This window comes from Kitasatospora sp. NPDC036993, from assembly GCF_055607525.1.
In genome coordinates, this window is the sequence record NZ_JBVJRP010000017.1 from 181,617 (window position 1) to 207,845 (window position 26,229).

The 26,229-nt window shown below is 72.7% G+C and carries 22 protein-coding genes and 1 pseudogene; 10 read left to right on the forward strand and 13 right to left on the reverse strand.

Annotation, left to right across the window (positions count from 1 at the left end):
• Positions 1-15: 15 nt before the first annotated feature.
• Positions 16-816 (reverse strand): metal-dependent hydrolase, encoded by an 801-nt coding sequence (locus ACZ7C5_RS30420; protein ID WP_470323871.1) that lies wholly within the window; start codon positions 814-816, stop codon positions 16-18.
• A 476-nt stretch (positions 817-1,292) separates the two neighbouring features.
• On the opposite strand from ACZ7C5_RS30420, the gene ACZ7C5_RS30425 reads away from it, so the two are divergent.
• Positions 1,293-1,628 (forward strand): sensor histidine kinase, encoded by a 336-nt coding sequence (locus ACZ7C5_RS30425; RefSeq protein ID WP_401088407.1) that lies wholly within the window; start codon positions 1,293-1,295, stop codon positions 1,626-1,628.
• A 34-nt stretch (positions 1,629-1,662) separates the two neighbouring features.
• Complete coding sequence (locus ACZ7C5_RS30430) at positions 1,663-2,349, forward strand: response regulator (RefSeq protein WP_188296233.1); 687 nt, start codon at positions 1,663-1,665, stop codon at positions 2,347-2,349.
• A 67-nt stretch (positions 2,350-2,416) separates the two neighbouring features.
• On the opposite strand, the gene ACZ7C5_RS30435 is transcribed toward ACZ7C5_RS30430, so the two are convergent.
• Both ACZ7C5_RS30435 and cas3 read right to left on the reverse strand, forming a co-directional pair.
• Entirely contained in the window at positions 2,417-3,238 is an 822-nt protein-coding gene (locus tag ACZ7C5_RS30435; protein ID WP_401088410.1) for a lipase family protein, read from the reverse strand.
• 389 nt (positions 3,239-3,627) lie between these two features.
• Positions 3,628-6,633: a CRISPR-associated helicase Cas3' gene (gene cas3, locus ACZ7C5_RS30440; protein WP_401088412.1), complete on the reverse strand. Its 3,006-nt coding sequence runs from the start codon at positions 6,631-6,633 to the stop codon at positions 3,628-3,630.
• A gap of 60 nt (positions 6,634-6,693) precedes the next feature.
• Here cas3 and ACZ7C5_RS30445 point away from each other — a divergent pair, with 60 nt between their 5' ends.
• The 5 genes from ACZ7C5_RS30445 to cas6e are packed head-to-tail and all read left to right on the forward strand — an operon-like array spanning position 6,694 to position 11,856.
• A complete protein-coding gene (locus ACZ7C5_RS30445) occupies positions 6,694-8,328 on the forward strand; it encodes a type I-E CRISPR-associated protein Cse1/CasA (RefSeq protein ID WP_470323872.1) in 1,635 nt (544 codons plus the stop codon).
• The gene (gene casB / locus ACZ7C5_RS30450) at positions 8,321-8,917 is read left to right on the forward strand and encodes a type I-E CRISPR-associated protein Cse2/CasB (RefSeq protein ID WP_401088416.1); all 597 of its coding nucleotides are present in this window, start codon (positions 8,321-8,323) and stop codon (positions 8,915-8,917) included. The genes ACZ7C5_RS30445 and casB overlap by 8 nt, the downstream gene beginning before the upstream one ends.
• A gap of 4 nt (positions 8,918-8,921) precedes the next feature.
• Positions 8,922-10,286, forward strand: coding sequence for a type I-E CRISPR-associated protein Cas7/Cse4/CasC (locus tag ACZ7C5_RS30455; RefSeq protein WP_470323873.1), 1,365 nt, complete (start codon positions 8,922-8,924; stop codon positions 10,284-10,286).
• On the forward strand, positions 10,283-11,125 hold the full coding sequence (gene cas5e / locus ACZ7C5_RS30460; RefSeq protein WP_401088420.1) for a type I-E CRISPR-associated protein Cas5/CasD: 843 nt from the start codon (positions 10,283-10,285) through the stop codon (positions 11,123-11,125). Before ACZ7C5_RS30455 ends, cas5e begins: the two co-directional genes overlap by 4 nt.
• Complete coding sequence (gene cas6e, locus ACZ7C5_RS30465; RefSeq protein ID WP_401088421.1) at positions 11,122-11,856, forward strand: type I-E CRISPR-associated protein Cas6/Cse3/CasE; 735 nt, start codon at positions 11,122-11,124, stop codon at positions 11,854-11,856. The genes cas5e and cas6e overlap by 4 nt, the downstream gene beginning before the upstream one ends.
• A 649-nt stretch (positions 11,857-12,505) precedes the next feature.
• On the opposite strand, the gene ACZ7C5_RS30470 is transcribed toward cas6e, so the two are convergent.
• From ACZ7C5_RS30470 to ACZ7C5_RS30500, 7 genes are all read right to left on the reverse strand, one after another.
• On the reverse strand, positions 12,506-15,544 hold the full coding sequence (locus ACZ7C5_RS30470) for an ATP-binding protein (protein WP_470323874.1): 3,039 nt from the start codon (positions 15,542-15,544) through the stop codon (positions 12,506-12,508).
• Complete coding sequence (locus ACZ7C5_RS30475; RefSeq protein ID WP_188296242.1) at positions 15,537-15,806, reverse strand: hypothetical protein; 270 nt, start codon at positions 15,804-15,806, stop codon at positions 15,537-15,539. Before ACZ7C5_RS30475 ends, ACZ7C5_RS30470 begins: the two co-directional genes overlap by 8 nt.
• A 660-nt stretch (positions 15,807-16,466) precedes the next feature.
• Positions 16,467-17,123 (reverse strand): LuxR C-terminal-related transcriptional regulator, encoded by a 657-nt coding sequence (locus tag ACZ7C5_RS30480; RefSeq protein ID WP_401088424.1) that lies wholly within the window; start codon positions 17,121-17,123, stop codon positions 16,467-16,469.
• On the reverse strand, positions 17,087-18,418 hold the full coding sequence (locus ACZ7C5_RS30485; RefSeq protein ID WP_470323875.1) for a sensor histidine kinase: 1,332 nt from the start codon (positions 18,416-18,418) through the stop codon (positions 17,087-17,089). Before ACZ7C5_RS30485 ends, ACZ7C5_RS30480 begins: the two co-directional genes overlap by 37 nt.
• 648 nt (positions 18,419-19,066) lie before the next feature.
• Positions 19,067-19,534, reverse strand: coding sequence for an NUDIX hydrolase (locus ACZ7C5_RS30490; protein ID WP_470323876.1), 468 nt, complete (start codon positions 19,532-19,534; stop codon positions 19,067-19,069).
• A gap of 118 nt (positions 19,535-19,652) precedes the next feature.
• Positions 19,653-20,081, reverse strand: coding sequence for a hypothetical protein (locus ACZ7C5_RS30495; protein ID WP_470323877.1), 429 nt, complete (start codon positions 20,079-20,081; stop codon positions 19,653-19,655).
• 54 nt (positions 20,082-20,135) lie between these two features.
• Positions 20,136-20,648, reverse strand: coding sequence for a DUF1877 family protein (locus tag ACZ7C5_RS30500; RefSeq protein WP_470323878.1), 513 nt, complete (start codon positions 20,646-20,648; stop codon positions 20,136-20,138).
• Positions 20,649-20,760: 112 nt separating this feature from the next.
• Here ACZ7C5_RS30500 and ACZ7C5_RS30505 point away from each other — a divergent pair.
• Positions 20,761-21,237, forward strand: a pseudogene (locus tag ACZ7C5_RS30505) (S1 RNA-binding domain-containing protein); the annotation flags it as partial.
• 93 nt (positions 21,238-21,330) lie between these two features.
• Here ACZ7C5_RS30505 and ACZ7C5_RS30510 read toward each other — a convergent pair.
• On the reverse strand, positions 21,331-21,843 hold the full coding sequence (locus ACZ7C5_RS30510) for a restriction endonuclease (protein ID WP_470323879.1): 513 nt from the start codon (positions 21,841-21,843) through the stop codon (positions 21,331-21,333).
• A 656-nt stretch (positions 21,844-22,499) separates the two neighbouring features.
• Between ACZ7C5_RS30510 and ACZ7C5_RS30515 the strand changes: the two genes are divergently transcribed.
• Together ACZ7C5_RS30515 and ACZ7C5_RS30520 are read left to right on the forward strand one after the other, a co-directional pair.
• Positions 22,500-23,567, forward strand: a complete 1,068-nt coding sequence (locus tag ACZ7C5_RS30515; protein ID WP_470323880.1) for a serine hydrolase domain-containing protein — start codon at positions 22,500-22,502, stop codon at positions 23,565-23,567.
• A gap of 390 nt (positions 23,568-23,957) precedes the next feature.
• Entirely contained in the window at positions 23,958-24,353 is a 396-nt protein-coding gene (locus ACZ7C5_RS30520) for a hypothetical protein (RefSeq protein ID WP_401088438.1), read from the forward strand.
• Between the two features lie 72 nt (positions 24,354-24,425).
• On the opposite strand, the gene ACZ7C5_RS30525 is transcribed toward ACZ7C5_RS30520, so the two are convergent.
• Positions 24,426-25,331 carry a DUF5133 domain-containing protein gene (locus ACZ7C5_RS30525; RefSeq protein ID WP_470323881.1) on the reverse strand — a complete coding sequence of 302 codons (906 nt, stop codon included), beginning with the start codon at positions 25,329-25,331 and terminating at the stop codon, positions 24,426-24,428.
• A 132-nt stretch (positions 25,332-25,463) separates the two neighbouring features.
• The gene (locus ACZ7C5_RS30530) at positions 25,464-25,802 is read right to left on the reverse strand and encodes a hypothetical protein (protein ID WP_401088441.1); all 339 of its coding nucleotides are present in this window, start codon (positions 25,800-25,802) and stop codon (positions 25,464-25,466) included.
• Between the last annotated feature and the right edge of the window lie 427 nt (positions 25,803-26,229).

Consider the following 26,229-nt stretch of genomic DNA (forward strand, 5'->3'; position numbering starts at 1 on the left):
GAACCAAACTCCGCCTCAGCCGTTACCGAAGAAGCCGAGCGCCCCCGCCGCGCAGAGCCCGCCGGCCCCCATGAAGACCGGGGTCAGCACCTTGATCTCCACCCAGCTGCCGGCCCGGAACCGCATGCCCTTCGGCGGACCGATCGGGTACCAGCGCCGGCGCCCGACCGGGATCGGCCAGAGCACCGGACAGCCCGAGACGGTCAGCGCGTCACCCAGGCAGTGCACCAGCGCGCCGAGTGCGATCGGCAGCCCGATCCACAGGTACTGCTGCCCGGGCTCCTCGAACAGCCACTGCGAGCCGTTGCCCGGCTTGTCGAGGACCTCCGCGAGCATCCACGCGCTGCACGCCCCCAGCAGCCACACCAGGACGTCGCTGGAGACCCGGGCGTGCCGCCACAGCAGGCCCTCGATCGCCAGCACCATGTGCACGAACAGCACCACCAGCACGCCCCAGCGGCCGCCGTACACGGCCACCGCCGCGGCGCCCGCCCCGCACAGCACGGCCCAGAGCCAGGTGTGCGTCAGCGTCCGGTGTCCGCCCGAGCGCCGCGGGTCCCCCTTGCCCCGGGTGGCCTTGTAGACCGCGTACGAGAGGTTGTCGATCACTTCGCAGAGCGCCCGGGACACCGGCCCGAACGCCCTGGATATGGTCGCCGCCTTGTGGTCCAGGTCCGGCGCCAGCGCCGCCCCCGCGCAGATCAGCGCCCCGGCGAGCAGGACCGGCCAGGGCATCGGCTCCCCCATCCCGGCCGCCACCGCCCCCACCCCCAGCCATGCGGTCGCACCCGACAGCGAATGCGCCGGTCCCATCATCTCCGTACACCACCGATCCTGATCAGCTCCGTCCTCTCCGCGAGGACCTGACATCACGGCAGCCTATCCGTCCAAGATCACCGGCCGGATCCCCCGACCGGCCGGGCATCCCACACACGGCCACAACCGACCGACGCCCGACCCGCGGGGAGCCTCGGCCTCCGGCACCGAGCGCCGGTCGGCGAACCGCGGCACACCGCGACGTCAGTCCTCCCCCGCCGCCTCCGCTCCGTAGGCCGACTCCGACGGACAAGCCGATCGGCGACGGCATCACCGGGCCCTCCGATCACGGAAGTTGAGCCGAGCACGCCCACCCGCCACCCTGCGCGCACTCCCCGCCGGCGCCCGAACCGTCGGTTCGTGTCGCACAGTTGGAGGCCCGGGCCGACGCAAGCTCTCGCCGGCGCCCGCCACCTCCACCCTGCTCCCCGACGAGCTGCACGAAGGGTTCCGCCTACCGGGTGGTCCAGGAGGCCTTGACCAACGTCCTCAAACACGCCGGCCCCACGCGGTGCCGGGTCGAACTGGTCGCCGACGGCCGGGAGCTGCGCGTCGGCGTGACGAACGAGGCTGCCGCCCCCGGCCGCGGCACCCGCCGCCCGGGCCCGGGCGGACAGCCGCCCTGGCACGGCCCCGGGCATTCCGACACCCCCGGCCACGGAAGCGGCCACGGCCTGATCGGGATGCGGGAGCGGGTCGAGCTGTTCGGCGGACGGTTCCAGGCGGGCCCACTGGCCCACGGCGGCTTCGCAGTTCGCGCCGAGCTCCCCTACCGGACCACCGAAGCGGAAACCGCAGGTGCTGAGCCCTGATCGGCGGCAGGATCGAAGCGGGAAGAACGAACGTATGGAGGATGCCGTGACCGAGCCCGTCCGTGTCCTGGTCGTGGACGACCAGGCGCTACTGCGCGGCAGCTTCCGCATGCTGATCGACGCCGAACCCGGCCTGACGGTGGTCGGCGAGGCCGCCGATGGCGCCGCCGCGGTCGAACTCGCCGCCGAACAACGGCCCGACGTGGTGCTGATGGACGTGCGGATGCCCGGCATGGACGGCATCGAGGCCACCCGGGCGATCTGCGAACACAGCCCGGACGTGCGGGTCCTGATGCTCACCATGTTCGACCTGGACGCGCACGTCTTCGCGGCACTGCGGGCAGGAGCCGCCGGATTCCTGCTCAAGGACATCCCGCCCGTCGAACTGCTGCGCGCGATCCAGGTGGTGGCCACCGGGGAGAGCCTCCTCTCCCCGAGCGTCACTCGGCGCCTGATCGCGGAGTTCTGCCGCCACCCCGCCACCGACCCGCCCGGCCCGCCCCCCGCTCTGGACGGCCTGACCGGCCGGGAGCGGCAGGTCCTCGAACTGGTCGGCGCCGGCAGGTCCAACGCGGAGATCGCGCGGGAGCTCTACGTCTCCATGGCCACGGTGAAGACCCACCTCGGCCATCTCCTTGACAAGCTCGACGCCCGCGACCGGGTCCAACTGGTGATCATCGGTTACGAGAGCGGACTGCTCACCCCACGCCAACGGGCCTGACCGCTCCGGCCCGGGTTCGGGTGCGCCAGGCGGGACCGGACGCACCCGGACCTCGGAGCGGCACGGATCAGGCCAGGGCCTTCTCCAGCGCGGCGAGGTAGCTCCGCATCAGGTGGTCGCGGATGCCCTCGCCGTCCGGGGAGAAGGCCGCGGTGCCCAGCCCCTTGGCCCGGTCGGTCAGCGCGGAGACCAGCCCGGCCTTCTCCTTGACGCGGCCCGCGGAGTCGATGTGGCGCAGCGTCTCGACATGGGTGAAGACGGGCTCCGGAGGCAGCTCGGGGACGATGTCGTTGCCGTGGACGAACCGGAAGGTGCGCCCCTGGAGGCCCTTGTTGTACGCGGCGGCGAGCAGCCGGTCACAGGTCCGCGGCTGGCCGAAGGTGTAGACGCCGTCGGCCGCCAGCCGGGGGTCCTCCAGGTCGAGCCGGGCGGCGACGAGCATGGCGAGGGCGCCGCCGAGGCTGTGCCCGGTGAACCACACGGTCTGGTCGTCGGTCCGCAGGTCGGAGACGGCCTTGGCGACGTCGGGGAAGATGGAGTCCAGGGCCTCGGCGAAGCCGTAGTGGACGTAGCCCGTCCGGGCGGGGCCCGGCCAGGGCGGGGTGGTTCCGTCGGTGAGCCAGTCGCGGATCTGCGCGGGCTCGGTGCCGCGGAACGCGGTGATGATCATGTTCTCGCCACCCATGGTGTAGGCCTGGGTGTCCTGTAGCGGGAACGGCGGCGTGAAGCTCGTCCGGTGGTGGCGCACCTCGTCGAACCCCCAGGCGTGGGCCTGCTCCTCGATGGTGGCCTCGTCCTTGTAGGCCAGATCGGAGGCCTTCGCCAGCCAGTAGGCGTGCGGGAGGCTGTAGCCGCTGGCATGCTGGTCGAAGGCGGTGGGTACGGCCACGGAAGACGCTCCTGTCGGTTCGACGATCGGGACGGCTGGTCGACTCCAGGGCCCGGTCGGGCGCCCACTCCAAGGAGGGCACACCGTGACACTCCGGTGACCAAGGGTGACGCTACCGCCCTCGCAGTTCGCGCGCGGCCAGGCCACGCCACTCACCCCGACCGCACCGAATGCCGCACACTCACCCGCTCCCGAACACCCGCTCGGGCCCCGGTGCAGCGCCCTCGTCGCCGCCCGGCATCAGGGCCGGAGCCCGCCACGCTGCCGGGTACACCGGTGGTCGCAGGTCGGCATCTCCCCCGCTGCCGCGGGGAGCATGGAAGCAGAGAGCTCGGAACATCGGGCCCATCCCCGCTGGTGCCGGGAGCAGGGATGGGCAGAGTACCGCCTCATGACCGGAAAGCCAGGTGCAGGCCCCGCGTTGAGTCGTAGCGGAGCCACTTGGGCGCGTGGCCGTCCCGGCTCGTACCGTCCGGCTTCAGGACGATGACGTGCCGATGGCGGAGGACCCCGATGCCGGGGTTCTTCCAGTACTCGGCGGGCAGCAGGTGCTCGAACCAGTGGTACGGGATGGACACCGTGTTGAGCAGCAGGTGCTGCTGCTGGGCCCGCCGGGCGGCGCGGTCCGCGACACGGCGGCTGTACCGCTTGAGGTCGGCCCTGATGCGGCCCCGCGGGTCGTAGCTGTAGTGGTTGCTGGGGTGTTCGCCGTCCGAGGGGTGGTGGTAGAGCAGGATCGCTTCGACGGAGCGCTCCGCGAGCCGTGACCGGGCCGCCAGGCCTGGAGCGCCGTCGTTGCCGTGGCCGTTCGCGCCCCCGCTCTCCAGGAGGTGGATGTCGCCGGGGGTGCCGTCGTCGGGGTGGTAGGGCTGCAGGGCGTAGGCCTTGGCTGCGTTGGTGTGCTTCGCGAGTTCGGCGTTCCAGTCTTCCCACGTCGTCGACAGCAGCGCCCCCGTGGGGGTCCGGGGGAACGGCGCCGGATCGTAGACGGACTCGATCAGGGCCTCGTTGTCGCGTGGGGTGGACAGGCAGGCGATGCGGGCGGCCGGATCGGCCCGCCGGGCGTCCTCGCAGTCCGGGCAGGCCGGCTCGACGGTGCGTTCCGCGAGCTGGTGGTAGGTCGCGGCGAGTGCGTAGGGCGCGTACACCAGGGCGTCGCGGTTGCCCGGGGTTCGGCCGGCCGGCGGCTGGACGAGCGGCAGGTGCGCCTGGTCCGGCTGCCACAGGATGGTCATCCGGGGGGTCCGCATGCCGGCGGACCGGGCACCGTTGTTGACGGCGTGCCGGTGGAGGCGGCCCCGGCGCTGGACGAGCAGGTCGACGGGGGCCAGGTCGGTGTAGAGGCGGTCGCTGTCCAGGTCCAGTGACTGCTCGATCACCTGGGTGGCGACGACCAGCAGGCGGGCCGGGCGCCGCGGGTTGGCCGTCGACCGGTCCTCCCCCGGCCCCAGAAGGGCACGGAGTTCGGCTTCCCTGGGCAGTCGGTCGCGGGCCACGAGCCTGCCGTGCAGGAGCAGGATCTCGTCACGGCGCCAGCCGTGGCGCTCGGCCTGCTCGACCAGGTGGGCGTGGAGTTCGTGGGCGGAGCCGACCCGGTTGCGGATGACGGTGATGATGCCCCCGGCGGCGGCTTCCCACAGGAGCCGGCCCGCGAGGGCCGCGGCGCCCGGGTCGGGCAACAGGTCGAGCCGGGTGTGGAGTTCGTCGGGTGGTTCGTCGGGGGCCGCGCGGGTGACGCGGCCGTGCCGGTCCACGAGGGTGACGGGCCCCTTGGCGTCGGTGGGCCGGACGACGGTGCGGTGGCCACGGCACCACGCGGCGACCAGTGCCTCCCGGGTGGCGGCGGGGAGCGTGGCGGAGAGGACCACGACGGAGGCCCCCGCGTCGGCGAGCCAGGCGATGGCCGCCTCCAACAGCCGCTCCTGGAACAGCTGGTACGCGTGGGCCTCGTCGATGACGACGGTCTTGTTGGCGAGGCCGAAGAGTCGCAGGAACCAGTGCGCGGAGCGCTGCGAGGCGAGGGCGACCTGGTCGACGGTGCCGACGCCGAAGGTGGAGAGCAGGCCGAGGCAGCGGCGGAGGTACCACGGGTCGAGGACCACGGCGGCGGCCTCGTCCTGGTCGTGGCGGTCGCAGAGGGTGGATTCGACGAAGGGCGTGAGGTCGGTGAGGTCGTCCGGCGGCGCGGGGGCCTCGCCCGCGTCGAGGAGCCGGTGCACGGTGTCCGTCGCTTCCGCGGTCCCGTGGACGACGGCGAGGTTGGCGTCGCCGGGCCGGCCGAAGGCCCGGGCGAGGAACTCGATGTGCTCCACCGCGGCCTGGTCGGTGGCCGCCCGGGTGGGCATCGCCGTGTAGAAGCCGTGGTAGCCGTTGGTGCGGGCGAGGTGGTGGGCGTACCAGAGGGCCAGGGAGGTCTTTCCCGATCCGGTGCCGGCCTCGATGAGGACCAGCGCCGGCCCTTCCTCCGGCGCGGCGGCCATGGCCGCCGCCTGGAAGGGGCGGGGCTGCGGGGTGCCGGGGAAGAGCCGGGCCCACGGCTCGGGCTTCGGTGTCCAGCCGCGGAGGCGGAGGTCGTGCACCGCGGTGCGGGCCGACTTCCTCGCGTCGTGCCACCACTGCCGGACGTCCCCCGTCCTGCGGTACTCGAAGCGGTTGTCGTCGGAGGCGATCCAGTCCGCGGCGACGACCAGGCCGGCGAACAGGGGCCCGGCCGCCGGCCGTGAGAAGGAGGTCTGGTCCGGAAGCCGCTTCAGGTCGACGTCCAGGAACGACGCCACCGCCCTGACGAGGAACCACTGGACGGCGTCCCAGTGCTGCGGCGGGGCCGCCGTCGGCGCCCGCTGGAGGAGGTCGGGACCGGGGATGTGACCGTGGTGGCCGCCCAGGAGCAGCGCCACCCGGTGGAGGCCCAGGTGCGGGGCGCCCGTGCCGCCGCAGTCCTGGCAGGCGCAGCCGAGCAGCCGGGGCAGGCAGTGGGCGGTGACGAGTTCGTGCCGCAGCCGACGGGCCGCGCGGAGGTCGGCGGGAAGCGGCAGTCCGTTCCGGCGGGCCATCGCGAGCCACTCCTTGGCGGCCTTGCGCAGATGCCCCTTGTCCGTGTCGAAGAACTGGAGCTGGAATCCCGCGGAGGCCTTCCCCAGGTCGTGGAGGGCGGCGTAGAGCATCGCGTTCCGCCGGGCGACGACGGCGTCCCCGGATCCCAGCGCCTCGGCTAGCCGGTCGCGGACGGGCGTCGCGAGGTAGTGGTCCCACAGCTCTCCGGCGCAGGCCGCGGTGTCGAGCATGTGGGCCAGGAGAGGGTTCCAGGGCGGGCCGCCCCGCTTCTCGCTGATCTTGAAACGGTCGGTCTTGCCCCACAGCATGACCCCCGCACGGGTGATTTCGTGCACTTCCACCGCTCGGCCGCTCCCAGGCTAGTAGGGTCCGATTTTGTGACGAAGCGTCAAATTTCAAGGATGTCCCGAGATTTCCTGGAATCTCGGGACGCACTGTCGAGTTGGGACCCTCGGACGGAAGCATGCCAGCCGGCACTGACACGCCCCGGCCCGGAGCGGCCCGCGCAAGGGGAGGACCCGACTGTACGTCCGGCCGGGGTCCGGCGCGCGGGGTTGGTCGAACTCCTCAGGAACGCCGAGGAGTTCACCGCGCTGGTCAGCTCGACTCCCGGTGAGGAGGTCGCCGTACTCGAGTACCTGATGGCGATCATGTATGCGGCGAAGTGCGTGCCGGCCACGCCCGCCGCCTGGCGCGAGTGGGTGGAGGACGAGCACCCGCTGGAGCAGGCGGCCACCTGGCTGGAGGAGGAACCGCCCGAGCGCTGGGACCTGTTCCACCCCGAGCGTCCCCTGGGCCAGAACGCGCTGCTGGCCCCGTTCATGGCCGCGCACGGCGTCGGTTCGGCCCAGCTCGTCATCGAACGCACCGGCGACTACAACCAGTTCTTCGACAAGGTGCACCTCCACGACCCCGAACCGATGGCGCCGGACGCGGCGTTCCGCGCCATGCTGACCCAGCACGCCTACGGCCTCGGCGGGCGCGCCATGGCCAAGGCCGACTGGCTGGGCCCTCAGCTCACCTACCAGGCGGTGGGCAGGCTCGGCACCCGCATCCGCGTAGTGGCCAGGGGGCGGACGCTCGGCGACACCCTGCGGCTGAACATCGCTCCGTGCAAGCCCGGAGACACCGGGACCTTCAACTACTCCTGGACGGCCGACCGCCCCGGCGGCCGCCGCACCTTCCGCGGCCGGAAGGCGTCGCGGCTGCCGGACGGGCCGGCCGACCTCCACTCCTTCCTCGGCCGGTCGATCCTCCTGCGCCCCGTCCTGGTCGACGGCAGGGTCATGGTCGACCGGGTCCTGCGGGCCGCGGGCGAGATCCTCGACCCGCTGCCGCCCGTCCACCTCCAGGACGCGGTCCTGGCCCCGCGCAGGAGCGGCGGCGAGCCGGAGCCGCTGCGGCCGAGCGAGGAACGCGCGCTCTGGCGCGAGTCCCACGCGCTGTACGCGGCCGCGGCCACGGCCGATCCGAAGCTCGCCAAGGGCACCGGCCTGTACGACCGCCTCGCCGGCCTGCGCGACCGCCGGGTGGGCCTGACCGCCGTGGGCCTGATCTCCCGCCAGGCCACCGCCACCGCCTGGGTCTCGGACACCTTCCCGTACGTGCCCGGCCGGGAGGCGCAGCTCAAGTGGGCCTCCGACGACGGCTCGCTGATCTGCGAGTACGCCGCCAAGGCCCTGTACGCCGCCGCGGTCGTGGCCAGGGACGAGGCGTACCCCAACCCGAAGCCCGCCGACAAGGCGTCCCTGCTCAGGCGCTTCCACGCCGAGCCGGAACTGTGGGCCGGCGCGGCCGACCACTTCTCGTTCCTGATGGCGGACGTGAGCGCCGGGACCGACCCGGGCGAGGGCCCCCTGGCGGAGTTCGGCCGGGAGATCCACGAGCTGACCCGGAAGGTCCTCCGGGCCCGCCTGGCCTCGCTGCCGCCCGGCGGGCGGGGGATGAACGCCCGGGCCAAGGCGGAGCAGAAGTTGAAGAAGATGCTGGCGAGCTCCGCTTGCCCGCCGTATCTGAAGGAGCCCCCGCGTGATTGACGAGCAGCTGTCCCTGAACCTTGACGAGGTCTTCCGTCCGGTCGCCGTCGGCGACGACGCACCCGGCGGGGCCCTCCCGGCCGAGCGGACGCCCGCGGAGCACCTCACCAGCTGGCTGTGCAGCCTGGTCTGGTCCCACGACTACGGCCGCCTCGCCGAACTGCGCCGCCCCGAGGCCCTGTCGGAGCCCAGGCTACGGGCCGCCTCCTTCAGCCCCGAGGAGGACCAGCGGGCGGTGTACGAGCGGGTCGCGTTCCTCTTCGCCCGCTACCACGCCGGCAGGAGCGTGCCCCAGGCCGGCTACGGCTCCATGGGCGACGCCCTTCGCCGCATCGGTTCCCCCGCCGCCCGCGGCCCGAAGGACCCGGGCGCCAAGCGCCTCCTCGACCGCCTGGTCGCCTCCCGCGAACTGCCCGTACGCCACCTGCAGCACGCCGTCGAGCGTGCACGGGCCTGCGAGGTGGCACCGCCCTCCTGGGCCCGGCTCGCCGACGACCTGTCCGCCTGGAAGGCCACCGGCAGGGCGACCCCGTACAGCTGGGCCCGCGCCTTCTACACCCCCGAATACCCTGCGAAGAAGAACGGCTGACCACATGACGATCGTCCGCACCAGCGCCGTCGCCGAGCGGCTCGACGGCCACCAGTTCCTCTCCCTGCACGCCATCGAAAGCCTGGTCGCCGTCCTGCCCGTCCGCGACGAGAACGGCATGGCGAAGATCATCCCGTTCGGCGGCGAGACCCGGAACCTGATCACCTCCCAGGCCCGCCGCCGCGCCGAACGCACCCTCAGCCGCGAGAAGGCCAACGCCGGTGAAGGCGCCCTGGCCGGCTACACCATGGGCATCCGCACCCGCGAGTGGGCACTGCTCACCGCCGAGGCGCTGCGGGGCCTGGGCTGGGAGGAACAGGACGCGCTGCCCGTCGCCAAGGCCGTGCTGGAGGGCGTCGGCCTCAAGTTCGGCGACAAGGAGCGCACCCGGAACCTGACCAAGGTGCTGCTCTTCGCCCCCGAGGACGCCGGGGCCAAGCTGGCGGAATACCTCGCCGCCAACCGGGACGGGGTCGTCTCCTGGGCCGGCGAATTCGAGGAGGCCCGCAAGGTCGCCGAGACCGCCAAGGCCAGGAGCAAGGGCAAGAGGCGTGCGGCGGCGGCCGACGAGGACACCCTGCCCGTCGAGGTGGAGGAGGCCGCCGACACCGCCATCCCGACCCTGCCCAAGGCCGTCCGCGCCGCCGTCCTGGCGGCCCTGGCGCCCCGCGACGCCATCGACATCGCCCTCTACGGCCGCTTCCTCGCCGAGATCGCCGACTCCCCGAACGTCGACGGCGCGGTGATGACCGGCCCGGCCTTCACCGTCCACGCCGCGGCCCAGATCGACGACTTCTACAGCGCCGCCGACGACTCCAAGATCCGCCGCAAGGCCAACGCCCTGGACTACCTCGACGCCGCCGACGACGCCGGAGCCGGCATGACCGGCTACCAGTCCCTGATCTCCGGCACCTTCTACCGGCACGCCGCCCTCGACCGCGTCCAGCTGCGCGTCAACCTGATGGCCGGCGGCCTGAGCGCCGAGAAGGCGGACGAGGCCGCCGTGGCCGCCGAGCGCCAGTTCGTGGAGGCGTTCGTCGACGCCATGCCGGCCGCCAAGAAGAACACCACCGCCTCCACCGGCTCCCTGCCCAAGCTGGTCCTCGCCTTCGACGGCAAGCGCCCCTTCAACTACTCCGCCGTCTTCGAGGACCCCATCGACGAGCAAGCCGACGGTGGCGCCAGCCTCGCCGCCGCCACCAGGCTCCTGAAGCACCACCGGCTGGTCACCCGCAAGCGCTCCGACATCGCCGGCGGCCGCGTTCTCACCTACGACCTCGGCATCCAGGACCTCCTGGACGAACTCGCCGCCCAAGGCGCCCTCGCCGCGGCCGAGGCAGACACCGCCGAGGAGCTGACCGCCCCGTGACCCAGCCGTACGTGCTCCTGGCCCGGCTCGCCGGACCGCTCCAGGCCTGGGGACTGGTCGCCCGCTTCGACCGGCGCGACACCCACCTCAGGCCGACCAAGTCCGGCTTCATCGGCATGCTCGCGGCCGCGGCCGGCTACTCCCGCGAGGACGCGCTGGACCCGCTCGACCAACTCCGCTACGCCGTCCGCGCCGACCGCCCCGGCACCCCCGTCCGCGACTACCACACCGTCGGCGGCGGCCGGTACCCGCTGCGCCCGCGCGACCTGATCACCGACCACCGGCGCGCCCAGCAGGCCGCCACCGCCCTCGAAACGGCCACCGGCCCGGCGTTCGGCGCCATGACGGCCCGTGCCCTCACCGGCTGGTACGGGGTCCCCAAGGGGATCGCCCCCGACCCGGAGAGCGGGCCGCTGCTCGCCCGCAGGGTCGGCCGCGACCCGATGATCACCAGCCGCAGCTACCTGGCGGACGCCAAGTTCGTCGCCGCCGTCGAACACCCGGACCGGGACCTGCTGGAGGAACTGGCCACCGCCCTCGAACAGCCCCGACGCCTGCTCTGGCTCGGACGCAAGAACTGCCCGCCCGCGGGCGAGATCTCCGGCGGCGTCCACGCGGGGAGCCTCGAAGAGGTCCTCGCGGCCACCAGGCTGCTCACGGAGGACTGCGCGCCCCGCCCCTGGACGTGGATCGAGGTGCCCGCCGGAACCGACGGAGCCTCCTCGGTCACCGACCACCCCGTCAGCTTCCACACCGTGCACCGGTCCTACGCGCCCCGCTGGGAACAGCGCGTACGCATCGAACCCGGCGAGTCCATCGGATGGGACCACCTGCTGTGACCACTGCCTCCACCGCCACCGCCCGCTTCGTGGCCTGCCACAGCATCCTGCACCTCGACGCCACCCACGCCCTGGCACAGAAGGCGATCCTCGACCCGCACATCATGCACCGACTGGTGATGTCCGGCTTCTACGGGTGGACGGAACCGGGCGAGGCGGACCCGCGCGCCCAGATGGGCATCCTCAACACCTGGACGCTCGACCTCAGGACCAACAGCCTGGTCGTGATCGTGCAGTCGCGCGTGCAGCCCGACTGGTCCGCGATCCCGCGGGCGGCCCTGGCCGACAGGATCGCCCTCCTCCAGGTCGACACCACGGTCCGCACGGGTGCCGCGTTCGGCTTCCGGATCGTGGTGAACCCGACCCGGGACCGCCAGACCCGCGCCGGCGACGGCACCCTCGCCCGCAAGCGGCTCTCCGACACCACCCCCCGCCACGTCAAGGACTGGTTCGCCGCCCGACTCCAGCCCGCCGGAGCCGACCGCGTCGGCCCGGGCGGTGTCCGCCGCATCGGCGCCGACAGCGACCCGGACACCCTGGCGATCCGGATGCTCCCCAAACTCGGCCTGAGCGCCAAGCACCAGGGCGCCAAGATCGGCCGCGCCGAGATCAAGGGCGCCCTCACCGTCACCGACCCCGCCGCCTTCACCGACGCCCTCACCACCGGAGTGGGCCGCGCCCGCTCCTACAGCGCGGGCCTGCTCCTGATCCGGCCGACGGCGGGCGGATAGGGTGTCTCGCACCCCCGCGGGTTCCGGCCCGTGGGCGCATGACGCCGGTCAGACAGGCCGTCGTCTGGCTTGCTCCCCGGATATCCCGGGGAGCAGCCCGACAGCCTCCAGGCCTTGAGCCACATCATCGCTTCTTCCCCGCACCCGCGGGGGTCAGCCGGCGTGGTTCGGATTCGATTGCCGCCTGACTTCTCTCCCCGCAACGGGGGTCAGCCACAGACCTCGTCAGCGAGTGTGGCTCCGTGAGGCTCCTCCCCGCACCCGCGGGGGTCGGCCGTACGGCACCCGCTACGCACGCGCCAACGCCGCTGCCTCCCCGTACCCATGGGGGTCAGCCGACGTCGAGACCGGCGTAGAGCTTGTAGATCGGGCCTTCCCCGCACCCGCGGGGGTCAGCCATCGGTCGTGTTGAGGGTGACGTCGAGGCGGCGCTCCTCCCCGAACCCGCGGGGGTCGGCCGGCGTGCCGGGTCATCGACCCCATGGGCTCGGGATCCTCCCCGCACCCTCGGGGGTCAGCCGGTCACCCGTACGCGACTCGACCCCGGCGCCCCCTGCTCTCCGCACGCGCGGGGGGTCAACCGATCGGCGTCCACACGGCCGTCACCGACGGCTCCCGACCCCGCCGCCCGCGGGGTACCGACCCGCCGTCAGTCCTCCCCCGCCCGCCCCGCGAGGCGCTCCCGCTCCGCGGCCGCCCGCGGGTCGCCGTACCCGGCGAGCAGGGCGAGGGCCTCCGCCCGGTGCTGCCGGGCCGCCTGGGGGTCGTCGCCGGACACCGTTGCCGCGAGGGCGGCGAGGGCCAGGGCCTCGTGCCAGGGGTCGCCGAGGTCGCGGTGGGCGGTGGCGGCCCGGCGCAGGAAGGCGGCGGCCTCGGCGGGGCGGTCGAGGTGGCGGTAGGTCTCGCCGGCGCCGTGCCAGGCGAGGGCTTCGCGGCTACGGTCGCCGAGGCGGCGGTGGAGGACGGCGGCGCGCTGGTAGGAGTCGAGGGCTTCGGTGGGTTGGCCGTCGGCGCGTTGGGCGTCGCCGAGGGTGATGAGCCAGAAGCCTTCCAGGCGGTGGTCGCGGAGGTTCAGGGCGATGTCGAGGGCCGCGTGTGCCGAGGCGAGTGCGCCGGCCGGGTCGCCGTCGTCGCGCTGGATGTCGCTCAGCAGGCGCAGGGCGTTGCCCTCGCCGCGTTGGTTCTTCAGTGCGCGGTGGGCGGTGAGTGCCTGGCCGACGGCGGCCTCGGCCTCGGGGAGGCGGCCGGCGCGGTAGTGGGTGCTGGCGAGGTTGGAGAGTGTGGTGGCCTCCCAGTGCGCCTCGTTCGCCTGTCGGAAAGCCGCGAGCGCCTGCTCGAAGTGCCGTGCGGCGTCGTCCAGTTGCCTGCTGTGCAGGTGGACCAGCCCGAGCAGGTTGAGCGAGTGCGCCTCGTTGGGCCCGTCGCCGAGTTCGCGCCAGAGCGCCAGGGCTCTGCGGTGGTGCTCCAGGCTGTCGTCGAGGGCGTTGATCCTGGTGTGCCCCATGCCGAGGTCCGTCAGCAACAGGGCCTGAGCGGCGGTGTCGCCGAGGCGTTCGGCGGCACCCAGACCGAGCCGGCCTGCGGGGAGCCAGTCCGCGCCGGGGGCGGAGGGGGCCTGGGCGTTCCACAGGACGGCGGCCAGTTGCCAGGTCCGCCGGTCCTCGCCTGCGGCGCGGGCGGTGTGGACGGCTTGCAGGAGGTTGGCACGCTCGCGCTCGGCCCAGTCCACGGCGGCGTTGTAGTCGGCGAAGGCCGTCGGCTGGACTCCGTCGGGCGCGGGGTCGAGTGCCAACCGGTCTTCGGCGGGCCGCAGCCACTGCTGGGCGGCGTCGGCGGTGTGCAGGTACCAGTCGAGCACCCGGCGCAGTGCGGCCTGGCGCTGGGCGGGGGTTTCCTCCTGCTGGGCCTGGTCGGTGGCGTAGGCGCGCAGGAGGTCGTGGAACTGGTAGCGGTCGGGTGCGCTCTGTTCGACGAGGTGGGCGCCGACCAGGGAGTCGAGGAGCTGGCGGGTGCGACTGGGTGTGAGGCCGGCGAGGGCGGTCGCGGCGTGCAGTCCGAAGTCCGGGCCCGGATGGAGGCCGAGGAGGCGGAAGAGGCGTGCGACCTGTTCCGGCAGCGCCCGGTAGGACCAGGCGAAGACCGTACGGACGGCGTCGGCGTCCTCGTCCTCCCCGACACTGAGGGCGTCCCAGAGCGCTGATTCGTCGCGCAGGTCGCCGATCAGGTCGTCCAGACCCATGTGCGGCAGGCTGGCGGCGCGCTCGGCCGCGATCCGCAGGGCCAGCGGCAGTTGCGCGCAGAGACGGGCGAGTTCGGTGAGCTTCGCGGGGTCGTCCTGCGGCCGGTGCCCGGCGGTGACGGCGCGCAGCAGGGCGACGGCCTCGGGTTCGGGCAGGGTCCGCAGGGTGAGCCGGCGGGCGCCGTCGCGGACGGCGAGGCCGGACAGCCGGCTGCGGCTGGTGACCAGGACGAGGCTGCCGGTACTGCCGGGGAGGAGAGGACGCACCTGGTTCGCGCTGGCGGCGTTGTCGAGGACGACCAGGACGCGGCGTTCGGCGAGGAGGGAGCGGTAGAGGGCGGCGGCCGCGTCGGGGTCGTGCGGGACGGACCCGGCGTTGACGCCGAGGGACGTCAGGAAGCGGTGGAGCGCCTCGTGGGCGGTGACCGGCCGGCCCGGGTCGTAGCCGCGGAGGTTGACGTACAACTGGCCGTCGGGGAACCGGTGGCGGGCCTGGTGGGCCCAGTGCAGGGCGAGCGAGGTCTTGCCCGCGCCGGCGGTTCCGGCGATCACGACGACGGCCGGGTCGGACGGGTGCTGCTCCTCGCCGGTCAGGGCGTCGTCCAGCTGGTGGATTTCGTCGACGCGGTTGACGAAACCACGGACGTCCGCGGGCAGTTGGCGGGGTGTCGGAGCGGAGTCCGAACGCCCGGTCGCACGGTGGAAGTGGATGCCTCCGCTGACGTCCCTGGCCTGGACGACGTCGTGAGCGGAGGAACCGGACACCGCGGACCGCGTACTTCCGGCGCCGACGGCATTCCCATCGCGCTCGGCCGCCACTGTGCTCCCATTCCGTACGGGTGGGGGAAGAGGAGCCACTTCGCGATCGAAGTAGGCCCGGACGTCCTCGCCCGCGCGGTGGAGATCCGCGAGGTAGTCCTCCCAGCGGCGGACGAGACCGGGATCGGTGTACCTGACCGCGCCGGCCGGAATTCCCGTGTCCGAATAGCGCACCTGGTAGAGCGTACGGCCGCCGAGAACGACGATTTCCGGCAGCGGCCCGAATTCCTCGGAAGCGGCCAGTGCCGCGGCACGGACAATGCGGATCCGCTCGCCGCATTCGGCCCGGATCCGCAGCGAGTGCAGTTGCCACCACAGGTAGTCCGTCCACGGCCGCTCGACCACCCGCACCCGGTGGAAGAACGACTGCCGCGCCGCGTCCTCCCGCCCGATCGCGAGCAGCGCCTGGCGCCGGCCCTCCAGGAGCCGCAACGCCTCGGCCCAGTCACCCCGACGGGCGGCATCCCAGCTCGGACTGCCCTGCTCCTCGAAGTGCTGGCGGCGCTCCAGCTTCCACGAGTCCCGGCCGCGGACCAGCGCGTCCCGCTCACGGAAGTCGCGCTTGTAGTCGTCCCGGGCGAGCGACTCGCCCCACTCGGGCCGCAGCTCGGGAGCGTGCCGATCAGGCATCCGGGATGTCCGCTTTCGCCGTGCTCAGCATGAGGCCGGGAATGACGACGAGCCGCTCGTCCGCGCCCAGGACGACGCCCTCGGGGAGCCGGCCGCGATAGTTCTCCGTGAGGTCACGGCCGATCACCGCGACATCGCCGTTCGAGAGCTGCCAGATGTCCGGGCATTCGTCCTTCTCGTCGGACGATCCCAGTTCTTTGGCGGATTTCCCGAGGCGCTTCTGCAGCGAAGCGGAAGGATCGGCTTCCCATCGACGAGCCATGACTGCCCCCGTTGATATCGTTCTCGGCACGGAGCCGCGGTTTCTCCATCTTACACCTGATGACCAGTCAGGGGAATATTCAGTACATTCGCCATGTACTCCTAAATGATCACCATCGCGGCACAACGGCCATATTTGTGACAGTATTCGTGCGCCGGGGGGCGGCGACGGGGGCGCGCGGCGCGACTGAACTCGCGCGGGCGCGGAGACGGGTGACCCTGCGCTCGGTTCGTCGACGCGGCACCAAGCCCGGCGCCCCTGCGCCAGTTGCTGCTCACGCTCCGGCTACTGCTCTCTCAGTGCCGCGTGGGATGATTCACGCGCTCCTTGACATCTCGTCAGGCCACGGCGGCGGGGATGCTCGCACGGGGGGCGTCCGGCCGTGCAAAGAAATCGCAAACTCGCTTCATCGCCCCAGGTCACGAAGTCTCCTCCCCGCACCCGCGGGGGTCAGCCGACGTAACCGCTGTCGGCCGCGCAGATGGGACACGGTCCTCCCCGCACCTGCGGGGGTCAGCCGTACGAGCCGGCGGCCAAGAGCGTGGTAAAGGCCTCCTCCCCGCATCCCCGGGGGTTCGGCGCGCCCGACTCGCCGCCTTCCCAGGGGTTTCCACCGCGAGGGCGCGTGTCACCCGCTCCACGCCCGCCCGCCGTACGGCCTCAGCCAGTGCGCGTCCCGTCGAGGTACGCGAGGACGGCGAGCACCCGGCGGTTGTCGTCGTCGGAGGCGCCCAGGTTGAGCTTGGCGAAGATGCTGGACGTGTGCTTGCTGACCGCGCCCTCGCTGAAGTGCAGCCGCTGGGCGATCGCCGCGTTGGAGCGGCCCTCGGCCATCATCGCGAGGACATCGCGTTCCCTCGGGGTCAGCAGGGCGAGCGGCTGGTCGTAGGCGTTGCGGGCGAGCAGCCGGGAGATGACCTGGGGGTCCATCACCGTGCCGCCCGCCGCGACGGTGTGGACGGCGTCGACGAACTGGTCGGCCTTGGAGACCCGGTCCTTGAGGAGGTAGCCGACACCGCCGGCGCCGTCGGCGATCAGCTCCCGGGCGTAGAGCTGTTCGACGTGCTGGGAGAGGACGAGGACGGGCAGGCCCGGCCGTTCACGGCGAGCAGCGAGTGCGGCCTGGAGGCCCTCGTCGGAGTAGGTGGGTGGCAGGCGGACGTCGACCACCGCGATGTCGGGGCGGTGGTCGGCGAGTGCGGCGGCCAGTTCGGGGCCGCTCTCCACCGCGGCGACGATCTCGTGCCCGTGGGCGCTCAGCAGCAGGGAGAGGCCGTCCCTCAGCAGGACGAGGTCCTCGGCGAGGACAACACGCACGGTAGCTCCATGATCAGCCTGGTCGGACCCCCCGGGGGGCTGGTCAGCGTGAGCGTACCGTCGAACACCGCCAGTCTGCGCCGGATGCCCCGCAGGCCGCTGCCCAGGCCGGGGTCGGCGCCGCCGCGGCCGTCGTCGGTGACCTCGGCGCGCAGCAGTCCCGCGGTGTGGGAGAGGTGCACCGTGGCGTGCCGGGCGTCGCCGTGCTTGACGGCGTTGGTGAGCGCCTCGCTGACGGCGAAGTAGACCGCCGACTCCACCGGCGCCTCGGCCCGTCCGGGCAGTTCGGTCCGCACCTCGACCTTCAGCGGGACGTCCAGCGCCAGCGCCCGCACGCCCTCCGCGAGACCGCGTTCGGCGAGCACCGGCGGGTGGATGCCGCGCACCAGGTCGCGGAGTTCCTGGAGCGCCTGGGTGACGTTCTCCTGGGTGTCCGTCACCACCCGCTTGGCCTGTTCCGGGTCGCGGTCGATCAGCGCCGCGACCGCGCCCAGGCGCAGGCTCACCGCGACCAGCCTGGCCTGCGCGCCGTCGTGCAAGTCCCTTTCGATCCGGCGCAGTTCGGCAGCCTGGGCCTCGGTGGCGTCCAGCCGGATCTCGGTGAGCTGCTCGACCCGCCGGGCGAGCCGGGAGCGCTCGGTGGGGCCGAGCAGACTGCGGGTCCAGCGGCCGTGCAGGCGCAGTGCGGGCCGGGCGAGGGCGAGGCCCCCGGCGATCGGTACGGGGCCGAGCAGACCGAGGAGCAGGGCGGACAGGCCGCCGAACGGCAGGTCATACGGCAGAGGCGCCTGGACGATTCCGTACAGGCCGGCGCCGGCCAGCAGCACGGGTCCGGCCGCGATGCCGCCGCCGACCAGCGGGTCGGTGATCAGCCAGAGGGCGTCACGCCAGGTCGCCGGGTCGTTCCAGAGCCAGCGGACGTCAAGGGACATACCCGCGAACCAGCGGTTCCTGTGGTAGTCGTGGCCGGTCCAGTACCAGCCGTGCAGGGTGCGCTCCAGGGCCGGACGCGGCCGGTACGGCGGTGGTACCGGCACCTGCGACCAGTGGCCGGCCGCCCAGCGGCCGGCGACGGCGACGGCGCGGACCCGCCTGATGACCGCCGGGAACAGCGGGAACATCCCGAGGCAGCCCCAGAGCAGGAAGGACAGCAGGAAGGCCGTCGCGAGCACCACGCCGACGGGTATCAGCAGCGTCAGGACGGCGAGCCGCCCGAGGGCTTGTGCGGCGGCGCGCAACTCCTGTGCGGCGCCGTGTGGTTCTCTGACGACAGGAGTCGTCTGCGGGCTGCTCACGGGGCCTCCGATCGGGCACGGCGCGGACCGCTCATGATCGCAGCCCCCTGCCTCGGCCCTGACTGCGGGAGCACATGATCAACCTTAGGAGCGGGCGGGGCGGCGGAAGAGTCCGGCTGCACCCCCGGCAGGGGTTGGCCTGGGCCCGCCTTCACACTTGTCTGCGGGCCGCACAGCGGTGGCGGCGGACGCCCGTGGCGGGCAAGCACATGGGATGATTCGCGGGCTCTTTGACATCTCGACAGTTCATCTACAGTGGAGAGGCGTTCGGGCAGGGACGCACTTGACGATGCAAAGAAACAGCAAGGTCGCCGCATCGCCCCAGGCCACAAAGTCTCCTCCCCGCGCCCGCGGGGGTCAGCCGTACGACATCACCCTCGCCGCATCCGACGTCCTCTCCTCCCCGCGCCCGCGGGGGTCAGCCGATCAAGGACACCCTGGGTAATCCGATTTGGAATTCTTCCCCGCACCCGTGGGGGTCAGCCGGCGGCCTGGTTGGTCGCCCACAGTTCCTTGAGCTCCTCCCCGCACCCCGCAGGGGTCAGCCGTCGGCCGACACCGTCCGCACCATGCGATGCGGCAGCATCAAGGCCGTCGGCCGCTCCGCGCCCAGACTGCACCACCGTTCACCCGGCCCGACGACGCCGGTCACCGCACCACCGGGATCGCTCCCGAGCGCCAGTCCGTCAGCCGCTTGCGGATGCTCGGCACCATCGGCAGTTCGTCCGTCTCGGCCGGGACGAACCACGCCACGTCGTGGGACTCGTCGGACACCCGCAGCTCCCCTCCGATCGGGCGTCCGAGGAGGCAGACGGAGAACTCCTGCCGGACCTCGCCGTCGTCGTACGCAAGGACGTGCCCGGGGTTGGTGTAGGTGCCGACGATCCCGGTGATCTCGATGTCGAGGCCGGTCTCCTCGCGGGTCTCGCGGATGCCGCACGCGGCGATGGACTCGCCGATGTCCATCGTGCCGCCGGGAAGGGCCCACATGCCGTTGTCCGTCCGGCGCTGGAGCAGGATGCGGCCCGCGTCGTCGGTCACCACGACGGAGGCGGCCGGAACCAGGCTGTTCACCTTCGGGGCGTTCGGGCCGTCCTCGTAGTCACGCCTGGGCATGCTCCACCTCCGGAATCGTCCATGCCGGTCTCAAGTCCGCGCAGGCCCATGAGACAACGAGGAGTTCACCGGCCGCGGCAGAACCTGCTGCGGCCAGTCGAGAAGCTCCCCCGCAGCGTCAGCCGTCCACCACCGTCCAGCCCCACGCACGTGCCCGCGCCGCGACGGCGTCGAAGTCCACGGTGTCCGCCAGCGCGGAGACCGTACGGCGGTCGAGCGGGGCGCCCTTCAGGACCGACTCCACCGCCTCCCTGTCGACGGACCGCTCGTGGTACTCCTCCGCGTAGTCGATGAACGCCTGCGCGGCGTCGGCACCGGTGAGGACCTCGAAGAGCCAGTCGGCACCGTCCGTGTCACCGTCGGTGAAGTCGACCGGTCCGCACTGCCAGCCGCTGGATCCGGTCTCGTACCAGGCGCACACGGTCGCGTCGAAGAACCCGTCGAACTCGAACTCGGGCGCCTGGGCGTATTGCGCGAGCGACGCCGGCAGGCCGTCAAGCAGTCCTGGCCAGTGCGCGCGGACCTCCTCCCGCCACGGCGAGGACATGGTGCACACCCAACCGCATGCCACTGACACTCGGCCGAACCGGCCCGCAGGAGGTCATGCGGACTCGAACTTGACCATCGCATCGCCGGCAGCGGCGGCCACGGCGTAGAGGTCCTTCAGCGCGCGCAGGTCGGCGGTCAGGTGGCCGGCCCATTCCTCGGACCACGGAGTCGCGAATCCGAGGTCGGCGACCTTCTCCGCCAGCGCGGCGCCCACGGTGCTCACCAGGTCGTCGACGCCGACCCGCTCCAGGAAGGCCGACGCCGCCCGGACCTCGTCGGGCCGGAGCACCCGGATCGTCGTCTCCTCATCGGCGATCACCCGCTCCTCCCCGGCGAACACCGGCAGTTGGGCGGTTCTCAGGTCCGGCCCCGCGCCGCCGACCGCCTCCATCAGGGCGACGTGCATCAGGTATCCGTTGCTCTCCACCGCCAGCACGGTGCCCGCCTGATGCTGCGGTCCGAACTCGCTGTCGAACCAATCCGGCACCAGGTCGAAGAGCTCCCCCGGCGACAGCTCGTCCAGCAGTCCTCCGTCCACCCGCCGCCAGAAGAAGTCCACGCTCATGTACCGCACCCGCCCTGTTCGTTCCGCCGGGACGTCCTTCGACGTCCACTTCGCCGTCAGGCTAGACGGGACCACCGACAGACCGGTCGGGCACGATGGAAGACTGGGTCGCATGGATGGAGCACCCAGGAGCCCGGAGCTGGAGGTGTTCCTGGCATCGCTGAGCATCGGCCGGCCACTCTCCGGCACCGTCGCGGCGATCGAACGGTACGGCGTGTTCGTGGCGCTGGACGACGGCCCCGACCACCCGCTCTTCCCCGGCGTGGGGTTCATCACGGTCCCCGAACTGTCGTGGCGGCGCATCGAGGCGGCGTCCGACGTCGTACGGGTCGGGCAGCGCGTCACGTGCGAGTTCCTCCAGGCCGACACCTGGAACCTGGAGGCCAGACTCTCCCTGCGGGCGCTGCGACCGGACCCGTTCCAGGCGTTCGCCGACCGCAGCCCGGTCGGTCAACGGCTGCGGGGGCGGGTCACCGGGGTGGTCCCGTTCGGCGTGTTCGTCCAAGTCACCGACGGCGTCGAAGGGCTGGTGCGGCTACGGAATCTCGCGCCCGCCGAAGGGGAGCCGCCGGGTGCGGTCCGGATCGGTGACGAACTCCAGCTCCTCGTCGCCGAATTGGACCGGGAGCAGCGCCGGCTCCTGCTGTCCCCGGCCGAACCCGAAACGCGCGGACGGGTGAACTCAGGCCCACGGCGGGCCGCCCCGCCCGTCCGCCCACAGAGCGAGCGCTCGCCGGTCGACGGTACGGATGCCGACCTGCGTGCAGAAGGCGGCGGCGGCCTTGGTGAACGAGCTGGTCGTCACCACGGCGGCCAGGTCGCAGTGGTGCACGTCGCGGTAGGTGCCGTTGACCTTCTGGACGTCGTGGGAGCCGACGAAGGTCTTCGGCCCGTACCGCTTGGCCTGGATGAGGAGCCGCTGCCCGGTGGGAGTGACGGCCAGGACATCCGCCGCGAGGTCTCCGGCGCCGCCGACCACCGTCACCTTCGTGCAGCCGTCCCGACGGCACAGGTCGGCCAACGCGTGCTCGAAGGCCTTGGGGGTCATCTCCAGGAACGGCCCGATGTGCCGCAGTTGGGCGGTCCGCGCCTCCAGCTCCCGTCGGCCGGTCCGCGCTCGCGAGCGCAGCACGACGAGGCCTGCCACCGCTCCGATGGCGATCAACGCGGCGACCAGCACCAGGTGTTGAGCCAACCAACGGACTATCGTCACGGCCAGGGCGACCACGACCAGCGCGGCGATACCCAACGGCAGGGGGTTGGCCTTCGCCTTCCGTACGACCCGACGAACGGTGGTCGCACGGCGCCGCCGCCGGACAGGCCTACGGGTCACGGCACTCCCCCTCACGACGCCATTGTTCGTGCGAGCCTAGAAGCCGCCGCTTCCGGTGCGCCTGCGATCCATCGAACTCCACTTGCCTCGCAGCCGAGTTGACCGGATCCCGGCGACCGACGGCCGAACCTGGCACCTGGGCGCCCACGGGCCCTGCCCAGCGAACGGACGGAAGCCCACAGACACGCGCCCAGGGTGGCCGGCCAGCATTCGCCTCTGATCCTTCCACAGGGCCGCACGGGTGCCGGGTCCACCAGCCTCAGGTAGGACACGGTGCGACACCTTCGACGGATGCCCGGACGGGAACCCCACCGGCAGGCTCACTTCAGGGGCAGCGACAAGCGCCTGCTCCCGAAGGGAAATCCATGTCAGACGTGACGACACATTCGCGCCCCGCGGGACTCGGCATCCGCTCGGCGGCCGCGCTCCTGACCGCCGCCGCCCTGCTCGGTACCGGCGCATCCGCGAGCTTCGCCGCATCCCCCGCCCGGCCGACGGGCGGACGCCAGGAACTCCGCTTGGAAACCGCCGGGGTTGCTGCGCTGCGCACCACACTGCAGGGCATCGTCGACGCCGGCTCCTCGGCAGCCGTCGGCGAGGTCCGCCAGGACGGGCGGACCATCTTGCGCGGGCGGGCCGGCGTCGCCGACCTGGGCACCGGCGCGCCGGTGCCCGCTCAGGCCCGGTTCAGGATCGGCAGCGTCACCAAGACCTTCGTCGCCACCGTCGTACTCCAACTCACCGGTGAGCGGCGCATCGGCCTGGACGACCCGATCGAACGCCACCTGCCCGGCGCGGTACCGAACGGCGCGACCATCACCATCCGCCAACTGCTCAACCACACCAGCGGGTTGTACAACTACACCGATGCACCGGGCCTCGATCCTCAGGACGAAGCCCAGTACCGCAGCTGGCTGGCAGGACCGCGCTGGCGCACCTACCAGCCGGCCGAACTGCTCGCGCTCGCCAACGGCAACGCCCCCTACTTCCCGCCAGGGCAGGGATGGCACTACTCCAACACCAACTACCTGCTCGCCGGCCTGCTCATCGAGCGGGTCACCGGCCACTCCTGGCAGCAGGAGGTCGACCGGCGGATCATCCGGCCGCTGGGACTGCACGACACCAGCATGCCCGGGCTCTCGCCGCGACTGCCCGGCCCGCACGCCCACGGCTACGTGAAGCTCTCGACCGGGCCGGTGGACATCACCGAACTCAACCCGTCCGTCCTGGGCGCCGCCGGGCAGGGCATATCCAGCGCGGACGACCTCAACCGGTTCACCGCCGCCCTGTTGGGCGGCCGGCTGCTGACGCCCGCCCAACTCGCCGAGATGACCCGGACGGTGGACGCGGGGCCCGGGCGCGGATACGGACTGGGGCTGGCTCGGTTCGACACGCCGTGCGGAGTGCTCTGGGGCCACAGCGGAGACCTCCCCGGCTACTCGACGATGGTGGCCGGCACGGCCGACGGCCGACGCCAACTCGTGCTCTCGCACAACCCGTACGACGCCTCCGACCCGCGCGGCGCCAAGACCGCCGTCGCCGCCTTCCTCACCACAGCCGGGTGCGGCGCCGACCCCGCACACTGAGCCGCCGTAGAGGAGCCCGGCAAGGGCGTTCATCTGATGAACCGCTTTGCCGCCAGCGGCGCGCCCCTGCTGGTGAGGTGCAGGCAGGGAGAAGGCTGGGACGAACAGCGGCACGTCGTCGACGAGCGGCTGACCCCCGCGGGTGCGGGGAGGAGGCCTTCCGACCTGCGGCACAGCGCGGCCTTTGCCATTTCTTGACTATGCTGTGGCGCCCCGTCAGTAGCAGCTTCGAATGGCGTCAAGGAGCCCGCACATCGTGCCATGCCCGCAGCAGCGCGCGACACCCCCCGGCCCCGGCCCGCGCACCATCATCCGCACGGCTTGCCGGGCGACCGCGCCGCGATGACGAGTCCTCCGTCACCCTCACCTCACCACCGGAAGGCCCCACCCATGTCCCGTCTCACCTGGCTGTCGCAGGCCGCGGCAACCGTGCTGCTGACCCTGGAGACGGTGGCGGTGGTGCTGTTCTTCTGCATCGCGGTGCCGCTGTTCTACAACGGCGTCGGCTTCGAGGACGAGTTGGCCCCGCGGTCGAAGGCGGTGCCGTACGTGTTCGCGAGCGCGGGGCTGGTGATGGCCGGGCTCAACGGGTGGGCGGTACGGGCGGTTTGGCGGCTGCCGGCCGACCGGGGCAGGCGCGTGCTGGTGCCGGCGGCCGGGGCGCAGGCGGCCCTGCTGGGGTATGCGGCGCTGAGTGGCGAGCACCTGTTCACGGCGTTCGCGCTGTCGGTGCTGCTGACCCTCGGAACGGCCGCCTGGTCCTCGCGCCAAGGCGAAGCTCGCTGAGCACGTCCGGTTCCCCACCCCTCGACAGTCTCCGGCGGCGGCCCGACAGCCACCGCCGGAACGCCCCTTCCCTTACGACTCCTCACCCCCCGCCAGGCGCCGGACGACCGTGTCGAGGTCCGTGCCCAGCCGCTGGGCGGCCCTGACCAGCAGGCCGATCGCGGTGTGCGGGGTGACGCCGAAGCGCTCGACGGTGATGCCGATGGCCAGGCCGGTGGCGTGCCGGCGGTCGAGCAGGTCGGCGGCCGCCCGGGAGAGTGCGAAGCGGTCGAGGGCGACGGACGCCTGGAGGGCGAGCACCTCCACCAGTCCGAGGGCCGGTGTGCCGGGATCGGCCGGCGTCCGCAGGTACGCGCTGAAGGCGGTGCACCCGTGCGGGTGGGTGCGCAGGTGGGCGCTGGCCACGGCCCGTACGCCGCAGCGCCGGGCCCGGTCTGCGAAGCGGCCGGGACGGCCCGGGTCCAGCTTGACCACGACCTGCCCCTCGCCCTGGCGGCGGATCCGGGACAGCGGACCAGCGCCCGCCTCGCCCTGTTCGCGTTCGAGGGCCATCAGGTACGACGAGGTGGCCGCGAAGGTCTCGACGGAGCCGTCGTCGTGCCAGGTGCTCACGGCGGCGCCCACGCAGTCCGGGACGGTGACGCGGGTCAGCTGAACGATGTCGTGCAGTGTCGAGAAGGGCCCGGGGCGGCCCTGTTCACGGGCCGCGAGGTCGCCGAGTTCGGCGAGCAGGTTCTCGCGGGCGCGGTCCGGGACCGGGGTCCCGGCCGCCGCCCCGCCGTCACCTGCGGCTGCCTGACGGTCCAGCAGCACGCGGGCCCGGGCGACCGCGCGGGCCGCGTCGGCCTCCCCCGTGTAGATGCCGATCGTGTAGCAGACGTCGCGCAACCGTTGCCGGGCTTCCGGTGAGCGCGACGGGGACAGGGCCTCGTACTCCGCGACCAGCCGGCCGAGGGCCGCGACATCCACCATGGGCATGAACACCTCCGTGTGTTTACGGACAGTATGCGCCGATCACACAGTGGAACCATGCCGCGAGGGCGGGGGCCCGGACCCACCCGGGACGCACCACGGGCACCGCGGACAGCACGGACGGTACGGACAACACCCTCACCCCCCGTCCCCCCGCCCGTCGGCGCAGGCGCGGAGCACCGTGGCGGCGATCGCCAGCGCCAGGGCCCAGCAGCCCGCGAGGCCCCAGAGGAACGGTGCCTTCGACGTCCCCAGACCGGCCGCCAGCAGGCCCAGCGACAGCAGGGCGAGCCCGAGGACGGTGCGCGGCCGCACGCCGCGCACCAGGTCCCAGGCCCGGCCGCGCAGACCGAGCCCGACGCCGCGCAGCCCCGGGCCCGGACGGGGCCCCAGCCGCCGCCCCGGAGCCCAACCGTGCACCCGCGCCCGCTCGGTTCCACCGGTTCCGCGCGGCTCCGCCTGCTCGCGTCCGTCCATGCTGTCCGCCTCCTCGCTGCGCCGCCCCCGTGGTCCGCCGCGGCGATTACCCCGGATCCGCGATCGCTAACGCCCCTGATGCGGACACAGCCTGACGGCCGGCGGGCAGCCGGGCCGTCCGGGCCGGGGCAGCCGAGGCGGACGGACGGGAGCGCTTTCCGGCCCGGACGCGATGGCCTTCGGACTCGACACGGCACCCACCCGATCTGTGAGCGGCCTGACCTGCGACGGGCCCGGCCTGTGACCGGCCGGCCCGACCGTCTCAGCCGGACACCGCAGGCTCAGCCTGGCACCCAGGACACCCAGGACACCCGGGACACCCGGGCCGCCGGGGCTCGTCGGCCCAGCCGGGGGCGTCCCGGTCCTCCAGTTGCTCGCGGAGCCAGGCCAGGGTGGCGCTGAGCAGCCGGGAGACGTGCATCTGGGA

What these genes read in the sequence shown, in the direction of transcription:
- ACZ7C5_RS30420 (WP_470323871.1), bottom strand. Translation starts at nt 816, where the DNA reads ATGATGGGACCGGCGCATTCGCTGTCGGGTGCGACCGCATGGCTGGGG.
- ACZ7C5_RS30430 (WP_188296233.1), top strand. Translation starts at nt 1,663, where the DNA reads ATGGAGGATGCCGTGACCGAGCCCGTCCGTGTCCTGGTCGTGGACGAC.
- ACZ7C5_RS30445 (WP_470323872.1), top strand. Translation starts at nt 6,694, where the DNA reads ATGTCCCGAGATTTCCTGGAATCTCGGGACGCACTGTCGAGTTGGGAC.
- ACZ7C5_RS30455 (WP_470323873.1), top strand. Translation starts at nt 8,922, where the DNA reads ATGACGATCGTCCGCACCAGCGCCGTCGCCGAGCGGCTCGACGGCCAC.
- ACZ7C5_RS30470 (WP_470323874.1), bottom strand. Translation starts at nt 15,544, where the DNA reads ATGCCTGATCGGCACGCTCCCGAGCTGCGGCCCGAGTGGGGCGAGTCG.
- ACZ7C5_RS30475 (WP_188296242.1), bottom strand. Translation starts at nt 15,806, where the DNA reads ATGGCTCGTCGATGGGAAGCCGATCCTTCCGCTTCGCTGCAGAAGCGC.
- ACZ7C5_RS30490 (WP_470323876.1), bottom strand. Translation starts at nt 19,534, where the DNA reads ATGCCCAGGCGTGACTACGAGGACGGCCCGAACGCCCCGAAGGTGAAC.
- ACZ7C5_RS30495 (WP_470323877.1), bottom strand. Translation starts at nt 20,081, where the DNA reads ATGTCCTCGCCGTGGCGGGAGGAGGTCCGCGCGCACTGGCCAGGACTG.
- ACZ7C5_RS30500 (WP_470323878.1), bottom strand. Translation starts at nt 20,648, where the DNA reads ATGAGCGTGGACTTCTTCTGGCGGCGGGTGGACGGAGGACTGCTGGAC.
- ACZ7C5_RS30520 (WP_401088438.1), top strand. Translation starts at nt 23,958, where the DNA reads ATGTCCCGTCTCACCTGGCTGTCGCAGGCCGCGGCAACCGTGCTGCTG.
- ACZ7C5_RS30525 (WP_470323881.1), bottom strand. Translation starts at nt 25,331, where the DNA reads ATGCCCATGGTGGATGTCGCGGCCCTCGGCCGGCTGGTCGCGGAGTAC.
- ACZ7C5_RS30530 (WP_401088441.1), bottom strand. Translation starts at nt 25,802, where the DNA reads ATGGACGGACGCGAGCAGGCGGAGCCGCGCGGAACCGGTGGAACCGAG.